Source organism: Escherichia sp. E14V7 (genome assembly GCF_004212225.1).
Lineage (GTDB): Bacteria > Pseudomonadota > Gammaproteobacteria > Enterobacterales > Enterobacteriaceae > Escherichia.
In genome coordinates this window covers 115,968-133,850 of record NZ_RHJJ01000010.1, presented here as the reverse complement: position 1 = coordinate 133,850, position 17,883 = coordinate 115,968, and the positions used below count along the sequence as shown (strand labels likewise).

Genomic DNA, 17,883 nt, shown 5'->3' with positions numbered 1-17,883 from the left:
ATTTTCATTTGAGGACCGCACTGTGACGACATTAACCCGGCTTTTTATTCATCCTGTTAAATCGATGCGCGGCATCGGTCTGACACATGCTCTGGCTGATGTCAGCGGTCTGGCCTTCGATCGCATCTTCATGGTCACAGAACCTGACGGTACGTTTATTACTGCCCGCCAGTTTCCGCAAATGGTGCGGTTTACCCCTTCGCCCGTGCATGACGGCTTACATCTCACCGCGCCAGATGGCAGCAGCGCATACATCCGTTTTGCTGATTTCGCTATGCAGGACGCGCCAACCGAAGTGTGGGGTAACCATTTTACTGCACGCATTGCGCCAGATGAGATCAACAAATGGTTAAGCGGCTTTTTCTCCCGTGAAGTGCAACTGCGCTGGGTAGGACCGCAGATGACACGGCGCGTAAAACGCCATAACACTGTACCCTTGTCGTTTGCTGATGGCTATCCGTATCTGCTCGCTAATGAAGCCTCACTGCGTGATGTGCAGCAACGCTGCCCGGCAAGTGTAAAAATGGAGCAATTTCGCCCCAATCTGGTGGTTTCCGGCGCGGCAGCCTGGGAAGAAGATACCTGGAAAGTGATTCGCATTGGCGATGTGGTGTTTGACGTGGTAAAGCCCTGCAGCCGCTGTATTTTCACCACTGTCAGCCCGGAAAAAGGACAAAAGCATCCGGCAGGCGAACCGTTAAAAACGCTGCAATCATTCCGCACTGCCCAGGATAATGGCGATGTCGATTTTGGTCAGAATTTAATTGCCCGCAATAGTGGCGTTGTTCGTGTTGGTGATGCAGTGGAAATTCTTGCAACTGCACCGGCGAAAATCTACGGCGCGGCAGCCGCAGACGATACTCTCCCGACAACGCAGCAAATGGATGCAAATGTAGATATCGACTGGCAAGGACTGGCATTTCGCGGTAATAATCAACAGGTTTTGTTGGAGCAATTAGAAAATCAAGGGATTCGGATCCCCTATTCTTGCCGCGCGGGCATATGCGGAAGTTGTCGGGTTCAGCTTCTGGAAGGCGAAGTCACCCCGCTGAAAAAATCAGCTATGAGCGACGACGGGACAATTCTTTGCTGTAGTTGTGTACCGAAGACTGCATTGAAACTGAAAGGTTAAACGGCCTGTTCAAGGCTGAAGCTGTCATAACTCATATGAGGTTTCAGTCTGTCATTCATAATTTTGATGGCGTCACCCAGTTGCATGGCGCGACCAGCGATGACAACACAAGGCTGCGCAAGGAGACACAGCGCGGCATTTTCGCCAGATTCAACAACCAGCAGGCTGACTTGTTCATTGGTATCGCTTAACCAGACACAGGCTGCATCACCCGGCACTGGCGACCACATTTCACCATGAGAAACAAAATGCCAGCTTTTCGGCATTTGCGGTTTGAGATAACGAACTGCCACCAGCGCATTAAGCACCAGTTCAGCTTTTTGTTCTTTTGATAAGTTAAGGTCGCGGCATTTTTCTTCAAACGAGAAATAGAGCGCGGCGTCATCAACGCAGAATCCCGCTGGAGAAAAGGCATCTGGTGTCAACATCTTGCGCGCAAAACGTGAGCGAAATAGCATGCCATTGGCTAAATCAAGCATCATTCGATCATGCTCTTCATCATAATACCAACGCCAGTTATCGTCTGGTTTAATTCGCATATGCTTCTCCTCTACCCTATAAATCCACTGCAACATATTCCATTGTCGCTTCGCTTAATAACCTCAACAAAAAAGTACAAAATGTCTAAATAAGTAACAGCAATGAATATAAAACAACCAGGGCTGAAAATAAAGCCCTGATTATCTTATAAAGAGAAAATGAAAGAAATAATTAGATATGGTTAACGATTTCTTTAATCAGCGGCGGACCTTTAAAAATAAAACCGGAATAAATTTGCACCAAAGAAGCCCCTGCAGCTATCTTCTCGCGAGCAGCAATTACCGAGTCAATACCACCAACACCAATAATCGGTAAGCGACCGTTTAATTCCTGCGACAAGCGACGAATAATTTCCGTACTTTTTAATTGTAAAGGACGACCACTTAAGCCACCGGTTTGATCACAATTTTTCATCCCCTGAACCAAAGAACGATCGAGTGTCGTATTAGTTGCAATGACGCCATCAATATTATGGCGAACTAAACTATCGGCAACCTGGATCAACTCTTCTTCAGAAAGATCCGGCGCGATCTTCACTGCTATTGGTACATATTTATGGTGGTGCGCTTGCAGATCATTTTGTTTATTTTTAATTGCCGTTAATAAATCATCCAGTGCTTCGCCATATTGCAGAGTGCGTAATCCCGGGGTATTTGGTGATGAAATATTGATGGCAATATATCCTGCATAGGCATAGATTTTTTCCATACAAATCAGATAGTCATCTTTGCCTTGCTCAACCGGCGTATCTTTATTTTTGCCGATATTGATTCCCAGAACACCGTCGTAGTGGGCTTTTTTAACGTTCTCTACAAGGTTATCAACGCCGAGGTTATTAAAGCCCATACGGTTTATTAAACCTTCAGCATCGACCAGGCGAAAAAGACGCGGTTTGTCGTTTCCTGGTTGTGGACGCGGGGTGACAGTACCGATCTCGATCGATCCAAATCCCATTGCACCAAGGGCATCAATACACTCCCCGTCTTTATCAAGACCGGCAGCCAGGCCAAGCGGGTTTTTAAAGGTCAGTCCCATACAGTTAACCGGCTTCGCTGGAACATTTTGCCGAACAAGCGCTTCAAAGGGTGTTCCGGTGATGCGGCGTAATTGCTGAAAAGTAAACTCGTGTGCGCGCTCTGGATCGAGCTGGAAAAGGGCTTTACGAACGAAGGGGTAGTACATGAACTCTCCTGGATTCCCGGTGTGCAAACCGGGGGCGTATTATGTGCGAGTTCGCAGCAAAAGGGAATTGACCTGCGGCAATAAATAGCAAACGTTTTCTTGTTGCGCCTTTTTTATGCTTTTTTTGGCTTTCCTTCTTCAGATAAATCATTTCGACTCACGAACGCCCTCTGTCAGACTGACCGAATTGTTATCAATGTTAACAAAACAAGAACAATTGGTTATAAGGAGAGAGTATGCGTGTCATCACCCTGGCGGGTAGTCCTCGCTTTCCTTCTCGCTCCAGTTCCTTACTGGAATATGCGCGGGAAAAACTGAATGGCCTGGATGTTGAGGTTTATCACTGGAATCTGCAAAACTTCGCCCCGGAAGATCTGCTCTATGCCCGTTTCGATAGTCCGGCACTCAAGACCTTCACCGAACAGCTGCAACAGGCCGATGGACTGATAGTCGCTACACCTGTGTATAAAGCCGCCTATTCTGGCGCGCTGAAAACCCTGCTCGACCTACTGCCAGAACGCGCTTTGCAAAGCAAAGTGGTACTGCCACTGGCGACGGGCGGCACGGTGGCTCATCTGCTGGCGGTCGATTACGCCCTTAAACCAGTTTTAAGCGCGCTGAAAGCCCAGGAGATCCTGCACGGCGTGTTTGCCGATGACTCGCAGGTGATTGATTACCAGCACAAACCCCTGTTCACGCCAAATCTGCAAACCCGTCTTGATACCGCGCTGGAAACCTTCTGGCAGGCGCTGCACCGCCGTGATGTTCAGGTTCCTGACCTTCATTCTCTGCGAGGTAATGCCCATGCGTAACATCATTAAACTGGCGCTGGCGGGATTACTTAGCGTCTCAACACTTGCAGTTGCTACGGAGTCGACTCCAGAAGCGTTACATATTGGCTACCAGAAAGGTAGCATTGGTATGGTGCTGGCAAAAAGCCACCAGTTACTGGAAAAACGCTATCCGCAAACAAAAATCTCGTGGGTGGAGTTTCCCGCAGGTCCGCAAATGCTGGAGGCGTTAAACGTTGGCAGTATTGATCTCGGCAGTACGGGGGATATTCCACCCATCTTTGCTCAGGCCGCCGGGGCTGATTTGGTATACGTGGGCGTCGAGCCGCCGAAGCCAAAAGCCGAAGTGATTCTGGTTCCAGAAAACAGTCCGATCAAAACCGTAGCCGATCTTAAAGGCCACAAAGTTGCCTTTCAGAAAGGTTCCAGTTCGCACAACCTTTTACTGCGCGCCCTGCAACAGGCCGGGCTTAAATTCACCGATATCCAGCCCACTTACCTGACGCCCGCCGATGCCCGCGCCGCGTTCCAGCAAGGTAACGTCGACGCCTGGGCTATCTGGGATCCCTACTACTCCGCCGCGTTATTACAGGGCGGCGTGCGGGTGTTGAAAGATGGCACTAGTCTCAATCAAACCGGATCGTTTTATCTGGCAGCTCGTCCCTATGCAGAAAAAAACGGCACCTTTATTCAGGGTGTGCTCACAACCTTTAGTGAGGCCGATTCATTAACCCGCAGCCAGCGCGAGCAAAGCATCGCTTTACTGGCAAAAACAATGGGCTTACCGGCTCCGGTAATTGCCTCGTATCTGGATCATCGTCCTCCCACCACCATCAAACCGGTTAACGCCGAGGTTGCCGCCTTACAGCAGCAAACGGCAGATCTGTTTTATGAAAACCGTCTGGTGCCGAAAAAAGTCGATATTCGCCAGCGCATCTGGCAGCCCACGCAACTGGAAGGAAAACAATTATGAGTCTGAATATGTTCTGGTTTTTACCGACCCACGGTGACGGGCATTATCTGGGAACGGAAGAAGGTTCACGCCCGGTTGATCATGGTTATCTGCAACAAATTGCGCAAGCGGCGGATCGTCTGGGCTATACCGGTGTGCTAATTCCAACGGGGCGATCGTGTGAAGATGCGTGGCTGGTGGCGGCGTCGATGATCCCGGTGACGCAGCGGCTGAAGTTTCTTGTCGCCCTGCGCCCCAGCGTAACCTCACCTACCGTTGCCGCTCGCCAGGCCGCCACGCTTGATCGTCTCTCTAACGGACGCGCGTTGTTTAACCTGGTCACAGGCAGCGATCCACAAGAGTTGGCAGGCGACGGCGTATTCCTCGACCATAGCGAGCGTTACGAAGCTTCGGCGGAATTTACCCAGGTCTGGCGACGTTTATTGCTGGGCGAAACCGTCGATTTCAACGGCAAACATATTCATGTACGCGGAGCCAAACTGCTCTTTCCACCAATTCAACAGCCCTACCCCCCGCTTTACTTTGGTGGATCGTCAGACATCGCCCAGGATCTGGCCGCCGAACAGGTTGATCTTTATCTCACCTGGGGAGAACCGCCGGAACTGGTTAAAGTGAAAATCGAACAAGTGCGTGCGAAAGCTGCCGCGCATGGACGCAAAATTCGTTTCGGTATTCGTCTGCATGTGATTGTTCGTGAAACTAACGACGAAGCGTGGCAGGCCGCCGAGCGGCTAATCTCGCATCTTGATGATGAAACTATCGCCAAAGCACAGGCCGCATTCGCTCGGACGGATTCCGTAGGACAACAGCGAATGGCGGCGTTACATAACGGCAAGCGCGACAATCTGGAGATCAGCCCCAATTTATGGGCGGGCGTTGGCTTAGTACGCGGTGGTGCCGGGACGGCGCTGGTGGGCGATGGTCCGACGGTCGCTGCGCGAATCAACGAATACGCCGCGCTTGGCATCGACAGTTTTGTGCTTTCGGGCTACCCGCATCTGGAAGAAGCGTATCGGGTTGGCGAGTTGCTGTTCCCGCATCTGGATGTCGCCGTCCCGGAAATTCCCCAGCCACAACCGCTGAATCCGCAAGGCGAAGCAGTGGCGAATGATTTTATCCCCCGTAAAGTCGCGCAAAGCTAAGGAACACGATGATGGCAACGCCAGTGAAGAAGTGGTTATTGCGCGTTGCCCCCTGGTTTTTACCGGTGGGCATCGTGGCGGTGTGGCAACTGGCCTCGTCAGTTGGCTGGCTGTCGACGCGTATTTTGCCCTCACCGGAAGGGGTGATGATGGCGTTCTGGACGCTCTCCACCAGCGGCGAACTGTGGCAGCATCTGGCGATCAGCTCCTGGCGGGCGCTGATTGGCTTTTCAATTGGCGGATCGCTGGGCTTGATTCTGGGGCTGATTAGCGGGCTGTCGCGCTGGGGAGAAAGGCTGCTGGATACCTCCATTCAGATGTTGCGCAACGTGCCGCATCTGGCGCTGATCCCGCTGGTGATTTTGTGGTTTGGCATTGATGAATCCGCAAAAATATTTCTGGTGGCGCTCGGTACGCTATTCCCCATTTATATCAACACCTGGCACGGCATCCGTAATATCGATCGCGGGCTGGTGGAAATGGCGCGTAGCTATGGCTTATCCGGATTACCGCTGTTTATCCATGTGATCCTGCCTGGCGCCCTACCCTCAATTATGGTCGGCGTGCGTTTTGCGTTGGGTCTGATGTGGCTGACGCTGATAGTTGCCGAAACCATTTCGGCCAATTCCGGTATTGGTTATCTGGCGATGAATGCGCGGGAGTTTTTGCAAACGGACGTGGTGGTGGTTGCCATTATTCTCTACGCCCTACTCGGCAAACTTGCTGACGTCAGCGCGCAGCTGTTAGAGCGCCTCTGGTTGCGCTGGAACCCGGCTTATCATCTGAAGGAGGCCACGGTATGAATACGGCTCGTCTGAACCAGGGCACACCATTGTTGCTCAATGCAGTAAGCAAATATTACGCGGAAAATATCGTCCTGAACCAACTGGATTTACATATTCCGGCAGGTCAGTTTGTGGCGGTGGTGGGCCGCAGCGGCGGCGGTAAAAGTACCCTGCTGCGACTAATGGCCGGGCTGGAAACGCCAACCGCAGGCGATGTGCTGGCAGGCACAACACCGCTGGCTGAGATTCAGGATGATACGCGAATGATGTTTCAGGATGCGCGTCTGCTGCCATGGAAATCGGTGATTGATAACGTTGGGTTAGGCCTTAAAGGTCAGTGGCGCGATGCCGCGCGTCGGGCGTTGGCTGCGGTAGGACTGGAGAATCGTGCCGGGGAATGGCCTGCCGCACTTTCAGGCGGGCAGAAACAGCGAGTGGCGCTGGCAAGGGCGCTGATTCATCGACCGGGTTTATTGTTGCTTGATGAACCACTCGGTGCGCTGGACGCCTTAACGCGACTCGAGATGCAGGATTTGATTGTGTCACTTTGGCAGGAGCACGGCTTTACCGTACTGTTGGTGACGCATGATGTGAGCGAAGCGGTGGCGATGGCTGACCGGGTGCTGTTAATTGAAGAAGGAAAAATTGGTCTGGATTTGACGGTGGATATCCCCCGTCCGCGCCGGTTAGGATCAGTGCGATTAGCGGAGCTGGAAGCGGAAGTGTTGCAGCGGGTGATGCATCGTGGGAATTCTGAACAACCGATTCGGCGTCAAGGTTAATATGCCGGATGCGGCGCACAAAACCAGCAGTTTCAACGGACTTGTAGGCCTGATAAGACGCGGCAAGCGTCGCATCAGGCAGTTGGACACGGTTGCCGGATGCGGCGTGAACGCCTTTTCCGGCCTACAAAACCAGCAATTTCAACGGGCTTGCAGGCCTGATAAGACGCGTCAAGCGTCGCATCAGGCAGTTGGACACGGTTGCCGGATGCGGCGCACAAAACCAGCAGTTTCAACGGGCTTGTAGGCCTGATAAGACGCGTCAGCGTCGCATCAGGCATATTTGTATCAAGCCAGAGCTTTAGTTATCTTCTCGTACAGATCGCCAGAGAGATTTTCCAGCCCTTTTAACTGCTCCAGCGCCGCGCGCATTTTCTCCTGACGTTTGGCATCGTAACGTTTCAGGCGAATCAACGGCTCAATCAGACGTGAAGCCACCTGCGGGTTACGGCTGTTCAGGTCGGTAAGCATTTCCACCAGGAACTGGTAACCGCTGCCATCTTCGGCATGGAACGCTGCCGGGTTGCTGCCCGCAAACGCGCCAATCAACGAACGAATACGGTTCGGGTTACTCATGGTAAATGAGCGATGCTGCAACAGGCCACGCACCGTCTCCAGCACATTCGCCGCCGGGCTGGTGGCTTGCAGGATAAACCATTTATCCATCACCAGACCGTCCTGATGCCACTTATCGTCATATTCCTGCATCAACTTGTCACGGCATGGCAACTGCGCAGCAACCGCCGCAGAGAGCGCCGCCAGCGCATCGGTCATATTGTTCGCTTCGTGGAACTGCTTGCTCACCAGCACATCAGCCAGATGCGTTTCACCAAAAGCGAGGAAGCGCAGGCAGGCATTACGCAGAGTGCGTTTCGCAATATCTTCATGCTCAACGCGATACTCGCTCTGGTAATTCGCGTTATAGATTGCCAGCAGCTCATCCGCCAGTTCAGTCGCCAGAGTACGGGTGAGTGCTTCGCGCACTTCGGCAATGGCAATCGGATCAATGATATCGAACAGTTCCGCCATTTCATTGACGGATGGCAGCGTGAGGATTTCTGCCGCCAGTGCCGGGTCAATCTTCTCATCGAGTAGCACCGCGCGGAAAGCATCAGCCACATGCACCGGCAGAGACAGCGGCTGTCCTTGCTGATGACGGGCGACGTTCAGCTTGATGTAGGTCGCCAGCAGGCTTTGCGCCGCATCCCAGCGGGAAAAATCATTACGCGCATGACGCATCAGGAAGGTCAGTTGCTGATCGCTCCACTTATATTCCAGTTTCACTGGCGCAGAGAATTCGCACAGCAGCGCAGGCACCGGCTGGAAGTAGACATTATCAAAGACAAAGGTCTGTTCTGCCTGAGTGACGTTCAGCACGGAATTGACCGGATGACCGCCTTTCTGCAACGGGATCACTTTGCCTTCGTTATCATACAGTTCGATGGCAAACGGAATATGCAGCGGCTGTTTTTCTGCCTGATCCGGTGTGGCTGGCGTGCGCTGGCTGATGGTCAGGGTGTACTGCTCAGTTTCCGGATTGTAGTCGTCTTTGACGGTCACAACTGGCGTGCCGGACTGGCTGTACCAACGGCGGAAATGGGAGAGATCGACATTCGACGCATCTTCCATTGCCTGAACAAAGTCGTCACAGGTCGCTGCACTGCCATCATGGCGCTCGAAATAGAGCTGCATCCCTTTCTGGAAGTTTTCTTCGCCCAGCAGGGTGTGGATCATACGAATCACTTCCGCGCCCTTCTCGTAAACGGTCAGGGTGTAGAAGTTGTTCATCTCAATGACCATATCCGGGCGGATTGGGTGCGCCATCGGGCTGGCATCTTCCGCAAACTGCAATCCGCGCATGGTGCGCACATTATTGATACGGTTTACCGCGCGGGAGCCGAGGTCAGAGCTGAATTCCTGATCGCGGAAGACGGTTAAACCTTCTTTCAGGCTGAGCTGGAACCAGTCGCGGCAGGTCACACGGTTACCGGTCCAGTTGTGGAAATACTCGTGACCAATAACGCGTTCAATATCGAGGTAATCTTTGTCGGTGGCGGTGTCGGTGCGCGCCAGTACATACTTGGAGTTAAAGATATTCAGACCTTTATTCTCCATTGCGCCCATATTGAAGAAATCGACCGCGACGACCATATAGATGTCGAGGTCATACTCCAGGCCGAAGCGTTCTTCATCCCACTTCATGGAGTTTTTCAGCGAGGTCATCGCCCACGGAGCGCGATCAAGGTTGCCGCGATCGACATACAGTTCCAGCGCTACTTCGCGACCAGAACGCGTGGTGAAGGTGTCGCGCAGTACATCAAAGTCGCCTGCCACCAGCGCAAACAGGTAGCACGGTTTCGGGAACGGATCCTGCCACTGCACCCAGTGACGTCCATCTTCCAGCTCGCCTTGCGCAACGCGGTTACCGTTGGAAAGCAGGAATGGATATTTGGTTTTATCGGCAATAATTTTGGTGGTAAAACGCGCCAGCACGTCCGGGCGGTCAAGATAATACGTAATATGGCGGAAACCTTCGGCTTCACACTGGGTGCAAAGCGCATCGCCTGACTGATAAAGTCCTTCCAGCGCGGTATTCGCTGCCGGACTAATTTCATTAACAATCTTGAGCGTAAAACACTCCGGTAAATTACTGATGACCAGTGCGCCCTCTTCTTCTTTCCAGGCGGTCCATGGCTCATCATTAATATGAATAGAAACCAGTTTAAGATCTTCGCCATCAAGACGAAGCGGTGCATCTGATGCACCGTGACGGACAGCCTGGCTGACTGCGGTAACTACCGTCTTTTGCGCGTCCAGGTCAAAGGTCAAGTCAATATCAGTAATCTGGTAATCCGGCGCACGATAATCGTGACGGTATTTGGCTTGTGGCTGTTGAGTCATAAATAACCTTTAGCATCTTTTATAGAGTCTGGTGTTCAGTCTATTCCTGTTGCGTAAATCTCGCTACGCAGAATCTTCATCTTTTCAGGTACAAACGCTTTTATTGCTACATTTGTATAACATACACAGCGCAACGCTATCGACCATAAAGGTGGCATATGGTGTGATCGGGGTTCAATAAATTGCGAAACAAGGTATACTCCAGCAGTTTCCTAAGATGTTTATTGTACTAAACGCTCCCGTAAGAGGACGCTACTGCGCACCTATGACACAATTCGCTTCTCCTGTTCTGCACTCGTTGCTGGATACAGATGCTTATAAGTTGCATATGCAGCAAGCCGTGTTTCATCACTACTATGATGTGCATGTCGCGGCGGAATTTCGTTGCCGTGGTGACGATCTGCTGGGTATTTATGCCGATGCTATTCGTGAACAGGTTCAGGCGATGGAAAACTTGTGCCTGCGGGATGATGAATATCAGTGGCTCTCTGCCCTACCTTTTTTTAAAGCCGACTATCTCGACTGGCTGCGTGAATTCCGCTTTAATCCGGAACAGGTCACTGTTAGCAACGATAACGGTAAGCTGGATATTCGTTTAAGCGGTCCGTGGCGTGAAGTCATCCTATGGGAAGTTCCTTTGCTGGCGGTCATTAGTGAACTGGTACATCGCTATCGCTCACCGCAGGCCGACGTTGCGCAAGCCCTCGACACACTGGAAAGCAAATTAGTCAACTTCTCGGCGTTAACCGCCGACCTTGATATGTCGCGCTTCCATCTGATGGATTTTGGCACTCGCCGCCGTTTTTCTCGCGAAGTACAAGAAACCATCGTTAAACGCCTACAACAGGAAAAGTGGTTCGTTGGCACCAGTAATTACGATCTGGCGCGTCGACTTTCCCTCACGCCGATGGGAACCCAGGCACACGAATGGTTCCAGGCACATCAGCAAATCAGCCCGGACCTTGCCAACAGCCAGCGAGCTGCACTTGCTGCCTGGCTGGAAGAGTATCCCGATCAACTGGGGATTGCGTTAACCGACTGTATTACGATGGATGCATTCTTACGTGATTTCGGCGTGGAGTTTGCCAGCCGCTATCAGGGCTTGCGTCATGACTCTGGCGACCCGGTAGAATGGGGCGAAAAAGCGATTGCACATTATGAGAAACTGGGGATTGATCCGCAAAGCAAAATACTGGTTTTCTCCGACAATCTGGATTTACCTAACGCGGTTGAGCTTTATCGCCACTTCTCTTCTCGCGTGCAATTAAGTTTTGGCATTGGCACACGCCTGACTTGTGATATTCCTCAGGTAAAACCCCTGAATATCGTGATTAAACTGGTGGAGTGTAACGGTAAACCGGTGGCGAAACTTTCTGACAGCCCTGGCAAAACTATCTGCCATGACAAAGCGTTTGTCCGCGCGCTACGTAAAGCATTCGACCTTCCGCACATTAAAAAAGCCAGTTAATATCATCAGGGAGCCATAACGGCTCCCTTTTTTGCCTTTTATTCCGAAATCTTTTGTCCCATCTGCGAATTCTGCTTGTCTGATTGCAGATGCCAGGTAACATAGGTATCCCCCCATTGACGGGTGGACAAGTGTTTATTTTTTCCGACTATTAACAGAGAGAATATTATGAGCGTTGTGCCTGTAGCCGACGTACTCCAGGGCCGCATAGCCGTTGACAGCGAAGTCACCGTGCGCGGATGGGTACGTACCCGCCGAGATTCAAAAGCTGGCATCTCCTTCCTCGCCGTTTATGACGGTTCCTGCTTTGATCCTGTACAGGCTGTCATCAATAATTCTCTGCCCAATTACAATGAAGACGTACTGCGTCTGACCACCGGTTGCTCGGTTATTGTGACGGGTAAAGTCGTGGCATCGCCGGGCCAGGGGCAACAATTTGAAATTCAGGCCAGCAACGTTGAAGTTGCCGGTTGGGTTGAAGATCCAGACACTTACCCGATGGCCGCAAAACGCCACAGCATCGAATATCTGCGTGAAGTCGCTCACCTGCGTCCGCGTACCAACCTGATTGGCGCAGTAGCACGCGTTCGCCACACGCTGGCACAGGCGCTGCATCGCTTCTTTAACGAGCAGGGTTTCTTCTGGGTTTCTACGCCGCTTATTACCGCGTCCGATACCGAAGGCGCTGGTGAAATGTTCCGCGTTTCAACGCTGGATCTGGAAAACCTACCACGTAACGATCAGGGCAAAGTGGATTTCGACAAAGACTTCTTTGGTAAAGAGTCCTTCCTGACCGTATCTGGTCAGTTGAACGGCGAAACCTATGCCTGTGCGCTGTCGAAAATTTATACCTTCGGCCCGACATTCCGTGCTGAAAACTCCAACACCAGCCGTCACCTGGCGGAATTCTGGATGCTGGAGCCAGAAGTCGCGTTTGCTAATCTGAACGATATCGCCGGTCTGGCTGAAGCCATGCTGAAATATGTCTTCAAAGCAGTTCTCGAAGAACGCGCTGACGACATGAAATTCTTCGCTGAACGCGTAGATAAAGATGCCGTTTCACGTCTGGAACGCTTCATTGAAGCAGACTTCGCCCAGGTTGATTACACCGACGCAGTCACCATCCTTGAAAACTGCGGCAGGAAGTTTGAAAACCCGGTTTACTGGGGCGTCGATCTCTCTTCTGAGCACGAGCGTTATCTGGCGGAAGAACACTTTAAAGCACCGGTAGTGGTTAAAAACTATCCGAAAGACATTAAAGCGTTCTATATGCGCCTTAACGAAGACGGTAAAACCGTTGCCGCAATGGACGTTCTGGCGCCGGGTATCGGTGAGATCATTGGTGGTTCGCAGCGTGAAGAGCGTCTGGACGTGCTGGACGAGCGCATGCTGGAGATGGGCCTGAACAAAGAAGATTACTGGTGGTATCGCGATCTGCGTCGCTACGGTACTGTTCCACATTCCGGTTTCGGTCTTGGCTTTGAACGCCTGATTGCCTACGTGACCGGCGTACAGAACGTGCGTGACGTGATTCCTTTCCCACGTACCCCGCGTAACGCCAGCTTCTAATTCACTTCCTGAAAGAGCCAGCGCACGCTGGCTCTTTTTTCATCCCCTTCTGTCAAGTTATCTGTTTGTTAAGTCAATCAATCTATTTGCAACCCCTCAAGGCCCCTCTTCCTGTTACGGAATATTTCTCTGAAATATTTGCGAACAAAAAATTAACCCACAGTCTTATTGCGGATTAGCAATTTCTTAGCTGATAGCACAATTTTTATACTTATTTTTGGCTTTCTGGACGCCTGAAAGCGTGATTCAGTGTGACTGCGGGGATAAATGATCAGAAAGAAAATTTTCGTTTAGTTAATTTAAATATAAGGAAATCATATAAATAGATAAAATCCACTGCAAATATCATTAAAGTCCAATGGAAATATGACGGCGTTCACAAAGTTCCTTAAATTTTACTATTGGTTACACACTTTTGCTTTTTGTAACTATATCTTTATCTTTGTAGCACTTTCACGGTAGCGAAACGTTAGTTTGAATGGAAAGATGCCTGCAGATACATAAAACACCAAACTCTCATCAATAGTTCCGTAAAGATTCATTGACAGAACTTATTGGCGGCAGTGGCAGGTGTTATAAAAAAAACCATGAGGGTAATAAATAATGATGAAGCGCAATATTCTGGCAGTGATTGTCCCTGCTCTGTTAGTAGCAGGTACTGCAAACGCTGCAGAAATCTATAACAAAGATGGCAACAAAGTAGATCTGTACGGTAAAGCTGTCGGTCTGCATTATTTTTCCAAGGATAACGGTGAAAACAGTTACGGTGGCAATGGTGACATGACCTATGCCCGTCTTGGTTTTAAAGGGGAAACTCAAATCAATTCCGATCTGACCGGTTACGGTCAGTGGGAATACAACTTCCAGGGTAATAACTCTGAAGGTGCTGACGCTCAAACTGGCAACAAAACCCGTCTGGCATTCGCTGGTCTGAAATACGCTGACGTAGGTTCTTTCGATTACGGTCGTAATTACGGTGTTGTTTATGACGCACTGGGCTACACCGATATGCTGCCAGAGTTCGGTGGCGATACCGCATACAGCGATGACTTCTTCGTAGGTCGTGTTGGCGGCGTTGCAACTTACCGTAACTCCAACTTCTTTGGTCTGGTTGACGGCCTGAACTTCGCTGTTCAGTACCTCGGTAAAAACGAGCGTGATACTGCACGACGTTCTAACGGCGACGGTGTTGGCGGTTCCATCAGCTACGAATTCGAAGGCTTTGGTATCGTTGGTGCTTATGGTGCAGCTGACCGCACCGACCTGCAAGAAGCTCAGCCTCTCGGCCAGGGTAAAAAAGCTGAACAGTGGGCAACTGGCCTGAAGTATGATGCAAATAACATCTACCTGGCAGCAAACTACGGTGAAACCCGTAACGCTACCCCGATCACTGGTGGCTTTGCCAACAAAACGCAAGACGTTCTGTTAGTTGCGCAATACCAGTTTGACTTTGGTCTGCGTCCGTCCATCGCTTACACCAAATCTAAAGCGAAAGACGTAGAAGGCATCGGTGATGTTGATCTGGTGAACTACGTTGAAGTGGGCGCAACCTACTACTTCAACAAAAACATGTCCACTTATGTTGACTACATCATCAACCAGATCGATTCTGACAACAAACTGGGCGTAGGTTCTGATGATACCGTTGCTGTAGGTATCGTTTACCAGTTCTAATAGCAGACCTCTTTGTTAAATGCCGAAAAAACAGGACTTTGGTCCTGTTTTTTTATGCCTTCCAGAGCAATCTCACGTCTTGAAAAAACAGCCTGCGTTTTCATCAGTAATAGTTGGAATTTTGTAAATCTCCCGTTACCCTGATAGCGGACTTCCCTTCTGTAACCATAATGGAACCTCGTCATGTTTGAGAACATTACCGCCGCTCCTGCCGACCCGATTCTGGGCCTGGCCGATCTGTTTCGTGCCGATGCACGTCCCGGCAAAATTAACCTCGGGATTGGTGTCTATAAAGATGAGACGGGCAAAACCCCGGTATTGACCAGCGTTAAAAAGGCTGAACAGTATCTGCTCGAAAATGAAACCACCAAAAACTACCTCGGCATTGACGGTATTCCTGAATTTGGTCGTTGTACTCAGGAACTGCTGTTTGGTAAAGGTAGCGCCTTAATCAATGACAAACGCGCACGTACAGCCCAGACCCCAGGTGGTACCGGTGCATTACGTGTAGCTGCCGATTTCCTGGCAAAAAATACCAGCGTTAAGCGTGTGTGGGTGAGCAACCCAAGCTGGCCAAACCATAAGAGCGTATTTAACTCTGCGGGTCTGGAAGTTCGTGAATACGCTTATTACGATGCGGAAAATCACACTCTGGACTTCGACGCTTTAGTTAACAGTCTGAACGAAGCTCAGGCTGGTGACGTTGTCCTGTTCCACGGCTGCTGCCATAACCCTACCGGCATCGATCCTACACTGGAGCAATGGCAAACACTGGCGCAGCTTTCTGTTGAGAAAGGCTGGCTGCCGCTATTTGACTTCGCTTACCAGGGTTTCGCCCGTGGTCTGGAAGAGGATGCTGAAGGTCTGCGCGCTTTCGCGGCTCTGCATAAAGAGCTGATCGTCGCCAGTTCCTACTCTAAGAACTTTGGCCTGTACAACGAGCGTGTTGGCGCTTGTACTCTGGTTGCCGCAGACAGTGAAACTGTCGATCGTGCATTCAGCCAGATGAAAGCAGTAATTCGCGCAAACTATTCTAACCCACCGGCTCACGGGGCTTCGGTTGTTGCTACGATCCTGAGCAACGAGGCTTTGCGTGCGATCTGGGAACAAGAGCTGACCGATATGCGCCAGCGCATTCAGCGTATGCGTCAGTTATTTGTTAATACACTGCAGGAGAAAGGCGCAAACCGCGACTTTAGCTTTATCATCAAACAGAATGGTATGTTCTCTTTCAGTGGCCTGACAAAAGAACAGGTACTGCGTCTGCGTGAAGAGTTTGGCGTGTATGCTGTTGCTTCTGGTCGCGTAAACGTGGCCGGAATGACGCCAGATAACATGGCGCCGCTGTGCGAAGCGATTGTGGCTGTGCTGTAAGCGTTAAAACCAATGCAGCCCGCTGAAAGCGGGCTGAGACTGATGATAAACGCAACATTGCCTGATGCGCTACGCTTATCAGACCTATGCGTCCCCTGCAATATTTTGAATTTGCACGATTTTGTAAGCTGGATAAGGTGCTCGCGCCGCATCCGGCATAAACAAAGCACACTTTGCCAGAAATCCAGGCCCGCATTAAAAGCGGGCTTTTTTATGTGCTTTTACCAGACGGGCATTTCGTCTTGCAGGAAGGGATTATGCAGGCGCTCATAACCAAGAGTGGATAATGGTCCGTGACCCGGAATAAATGTCACGTCATCCCCCAATGGCAGCAATTTATCTTTGATTGAAGAAATCAGTTGATTGTGATCGCCTCGTGGGAAGTCACTGCGCCCTACTCCGCCTTTGAAAAGGACGTCGCCAGAAATCAACAGTTTTGCCTGATTATCAAAGAAAACCACATGGCCTGGCGTATGCCCTGGGCAATGTAACACCTGTAAAGTCACATTCCCTATGCTGATAGTGTCGCCTTCATTCAGCCAGCGATCTGGCGTTAATGGCTGACACTCTTCCAGGCCAAACATGCGACTCTGCGCAGGCAAGCCTTGCAGCCAGAACTCATCTTCTTTTTCCGGGCCAAGCACTGGCACGCCGTAGTGTTGTGCCAGTTCCGCCGCTGCGCCAACGTGGTCCAGATGACCATGCGTCAGCAGGATCTGCATTAGCGTCAGGCCACTGGCGTCAACTTCCTGTTTGATTTTTTCCGCATCGCCGCCGGGATCGACCAGTGCGGCCAGGCGAGTTTGCTCACACCAGATCAATGAACAGTTCTGGGAAAATGCGGTGACCGGAATAATACGATAGTTCATACTGCCCCTGTTTCGTTAAGCGATTGTTACCAGTGCCGCGCTGGCCCGGTATCAATATGCACAAAGTTACTGCGTGGGTAATATCCTACACCACCTGCGCGCATAGATAACGCTGCTTTGCGTATATTGCTTAACGCAATACCTTCAATATGGAAGTCCATCGCCTGCCCTTTAGTGTGATAGCTTTTCTTTGCTACTCCACGGCTGTGGGCGCGTAATTCATTATTGGTGTCAATAGAACGGTAGCCAGAAATGAGCTGTACTGGCTTGCGAGTGCCTAACAACCCTTGCAGGCGATATAACTGGTCGAATAATCCTGGGTCGATGGACCTTATTTTGTTCGCGCGGAAATCGCGGAAAAAATGGTTTAGTTTTGCCAATTCTTCCTGAATATAGCCTCTGCCATCGAAAAACTCCGCCTTAATTGACTCTCCGGTATGGAGATTGTTAAGTGTCAAAATGCGCGGACGTGGGGTAGATAGTGTCGCAAATGAAGGCGTCGGCAGGATGGCGGCACCAAGTGCAACGCCACCAAGCGCCAGTAGTTTGCGGCGATTAGCGTCGAATTTGTCCATGATAATCAAGTCTACAGGTCAATGTTATCGTTTATATGCACTTCTGGCGCACAAGAGGCACCTTAACCGCCCATAAAGCTGACGTCAAGATGACTCACCCCCAGCAGCGACGGGGGCTACAGAGAA

At 50.8% G+C, this 17,883-nt stretch carries 15 protein-coding genes; 10 read left to right on the top strand and 5 right to left on the bottom strand.

Annotation, left to right across the window (positions count from 1 at the left end; translation table 11 throughout):
* Positions 1-22 precede the first annotated feature (22 nt).
* Entirely contained in the window at positions 23-1,132 is a 1,110-nt protein-coding gene (ycbX, locus tag D9741_RS11755; RefSeq protein ID WP_130215781.1) for a 6-N-hydroxylaminopurine resistance protein YcbX, read from the top strand.
* On the opposite strand, the gene zapC is transcribed toward ycbX, so the two are convergent.
* Both zapC and pyrD read right to left on the bottom strand, forming a co-directional pair.
* Positions 1,129-1,671 (bottom strand): cell division protein ZapC, encoded by a 543-nt coding sequence (gene zapC, locus D9741_RS11750; protein WP_064528385.1) that lies wholly within the window; start codon positions 1,669-1,671, stop codon positions 1,129-1,131. The genes ycbX and zapC overlap by 4 nt on opposite strands.
* Before the next feature lie 172 nt (positions 1,672-1,843).
* Positions 1,844-2,854: a quinone-dependent dihydroorotate dehydrogenase gene (pyrD, locus tag D9741_RS11745; protein ID WP_130205367.1), complete on the bottom strand. Its 1,011-nt coding sequence runs from the start codon at positions 2,852-2,854 to the stop codon at positions 1,844-1,846.
* A gap of 236 nt (positions 2,855-3,090) precedes the next feature.
* On the opposite strand from pyrD, the gene ssuE reads away from it, so the two are divergent.
* The 5 genes from ssuE to ssuB are packed head-to-tail and all read left to right on the top strand — an operon-like array spanning position 3,091 to position 7,327.
* Positions 3,091-3,666 (top strand): NADPH-dependent FMN reductase, encoded by a 576-nt coding sequence (gene ssuE / locus D9741_RS11735; RefSeq protein ID WP_130215779.1) that lies wholly within the window; start codon positions 3,091-3,093, stop codon positions 3,664-3,666.
* On the top strand, positions 3,659-4,618 hold the full coding sequence (gene ssuA / locus D9741_RS11730; RefSeq protein WP_130215777.1) for an aliphatic sulfonate ABC transporter substrate-binding protein SsuA: 960 nt from the start codon (positions 3,659-3,661) through the stop codon (positions 4,616-4,618). Before ssuE ends, ssuA begins: the two co-directional genes overlap by 8 nt.
* Positions 4,615-5,760: an FMNH2-dependent alkanesulfonate monooxygenase gene (gene ssuD / locus D9741_RS11725; RefSeq protein WP_130215775.1), complete on the top strand. Its 1,146-nt coding sequence runs from the start codon at positions 4,615-4,617 to the stop codon at positions 5,758-5,760. The genes ssuA and ssuD overlap by 4 nt, the downstream gene beginning before the upstream one ends.
* Before the next feature lie 11 nt (positions 5,761-5,771).
* Positions 5,772-6,563: an aliphatic sulfonate ABC transporter permease SsuC gene (ssuC, locus tag D9741_RS11720; protein ID WP_130216133.1), complete on the top strand. Its 792-nt coding sequence runs from the start codon at positions 5,772-5,774 to the stop codon at positions 6,561-6,563.
* Positions 6,560-7,327, top strand: coding sequence for an aliphatic sulfonates ABC transporter ATP-binding protein (gene ssuB, locus D9741_RS11715; protein WP_130215773.1), 768 nt, complete (start codon positions 6,560-6,562; stop codon positions 7,325-7,327). Before ssuC ends, ssuB begins: the two co-directional genes overlap by 4 nt.
* 288 nt (positions 7,328-7,615) lie before the next feature.
* On the opposite strand, the gene pepN is transcribed toward ssuB, so the two are convergent.
* Entirely contained in the window at positions 7,616-10,228 is a 2,613-nt protein-coding gene (pepN, locus tag D9741_RS11710) for an aminopeptidase N (RefSeq protein ID WP_130215771.1), read from the bottom strand.
* A gap of 265 nt (positions 10,229-10,493) precedes the next feature.
* Here pepN and pncB point away from each other — a divergent pair, with 265 nt between their 5' ends.
* The 4 genes from pncB (at position 10,494) to aspC (ending at position 16,313) form a co-directional block, all read left to right on the top strand.
* The gene (pncB, locus tag D9741_RS11705; protein ID WP_130215769.1) at positions 10,494-11,696 is read left to right on the top strand and encodes a nicotinate phosphoribosyltransferase; all 1,203 of its coding nucleotides are present in this window, start codon (positions 10,494-10,496) and stop codon (positions 11,694-11,696) included.
* A 168-nt stretch (positions 11,697-11,864) separates the two neighbouring features.
* Positions 11,865-13,265: an asparagine--tRNA ligase gene (gene asnS, locus D9741_RS11700; RefSeq protein WP_130215767.1), complete on the top strand. Its 1,401-nt coding sequence runs from the start codon at positions 11,865-11,867 to the stop codon at positions 13,263-13,265.
* 603 nt (positions 13,266-13,868) lie between these two features.
* A complete protein-coding gene (gene ompF / locus D9741_RS11695; RefSeq protein WP_130205353.1) occupies positions 13,869-14,939 on the top strand; it encodes a porin OmpF in 1,071 nt (356 codons plus the stop codon).
* Positions 14,940-15,122: 183 nt separating this feature from the next.
* Positions 15,123-16,313, top strand: a complete 1,191-nt coding sequence (gene aspC / locus D9741_RS11690) for an aspartate transaminase (protein ID WP_130215765.1) — start codon at positions 15,123-15,125, stop codon at positions 16,311-16,313.
* A gap of 221 nt (positions 16,314-16,534) precedes the next feature.
* Here the strand turns inward: aspC and gloC are convergent, their stop codons facing one another.
* Positions 16,535-17,182 carry a hydroxyacylglutathione hydrolase GloC gene (gene gloC / locus D9741_RS11685; protein ID WP_130205349.1) on the bottom strand — a complete coding sequence of 216 codons (648 nt, stop codon included), beginning with the start codon at positions 17,180-17,182 and terminating at the stop codon, positions 16,535-16,537.
* A gap of 26 nt (positions 17,183-17,208) precedes the next feature.
* Positions 17,209-17,757, bottom strand: a complete 549-nt coding sequence (locus tag D9741_RS11680; RefSeq protein WP_130205347.1) for a YcbK family protein — start codon at positions 17,755-17,757, stop codon at positions 17,209-17,211.
* Between the last annotated feature and the right edge of the window lie 126 nt (positions 17,758-17,883).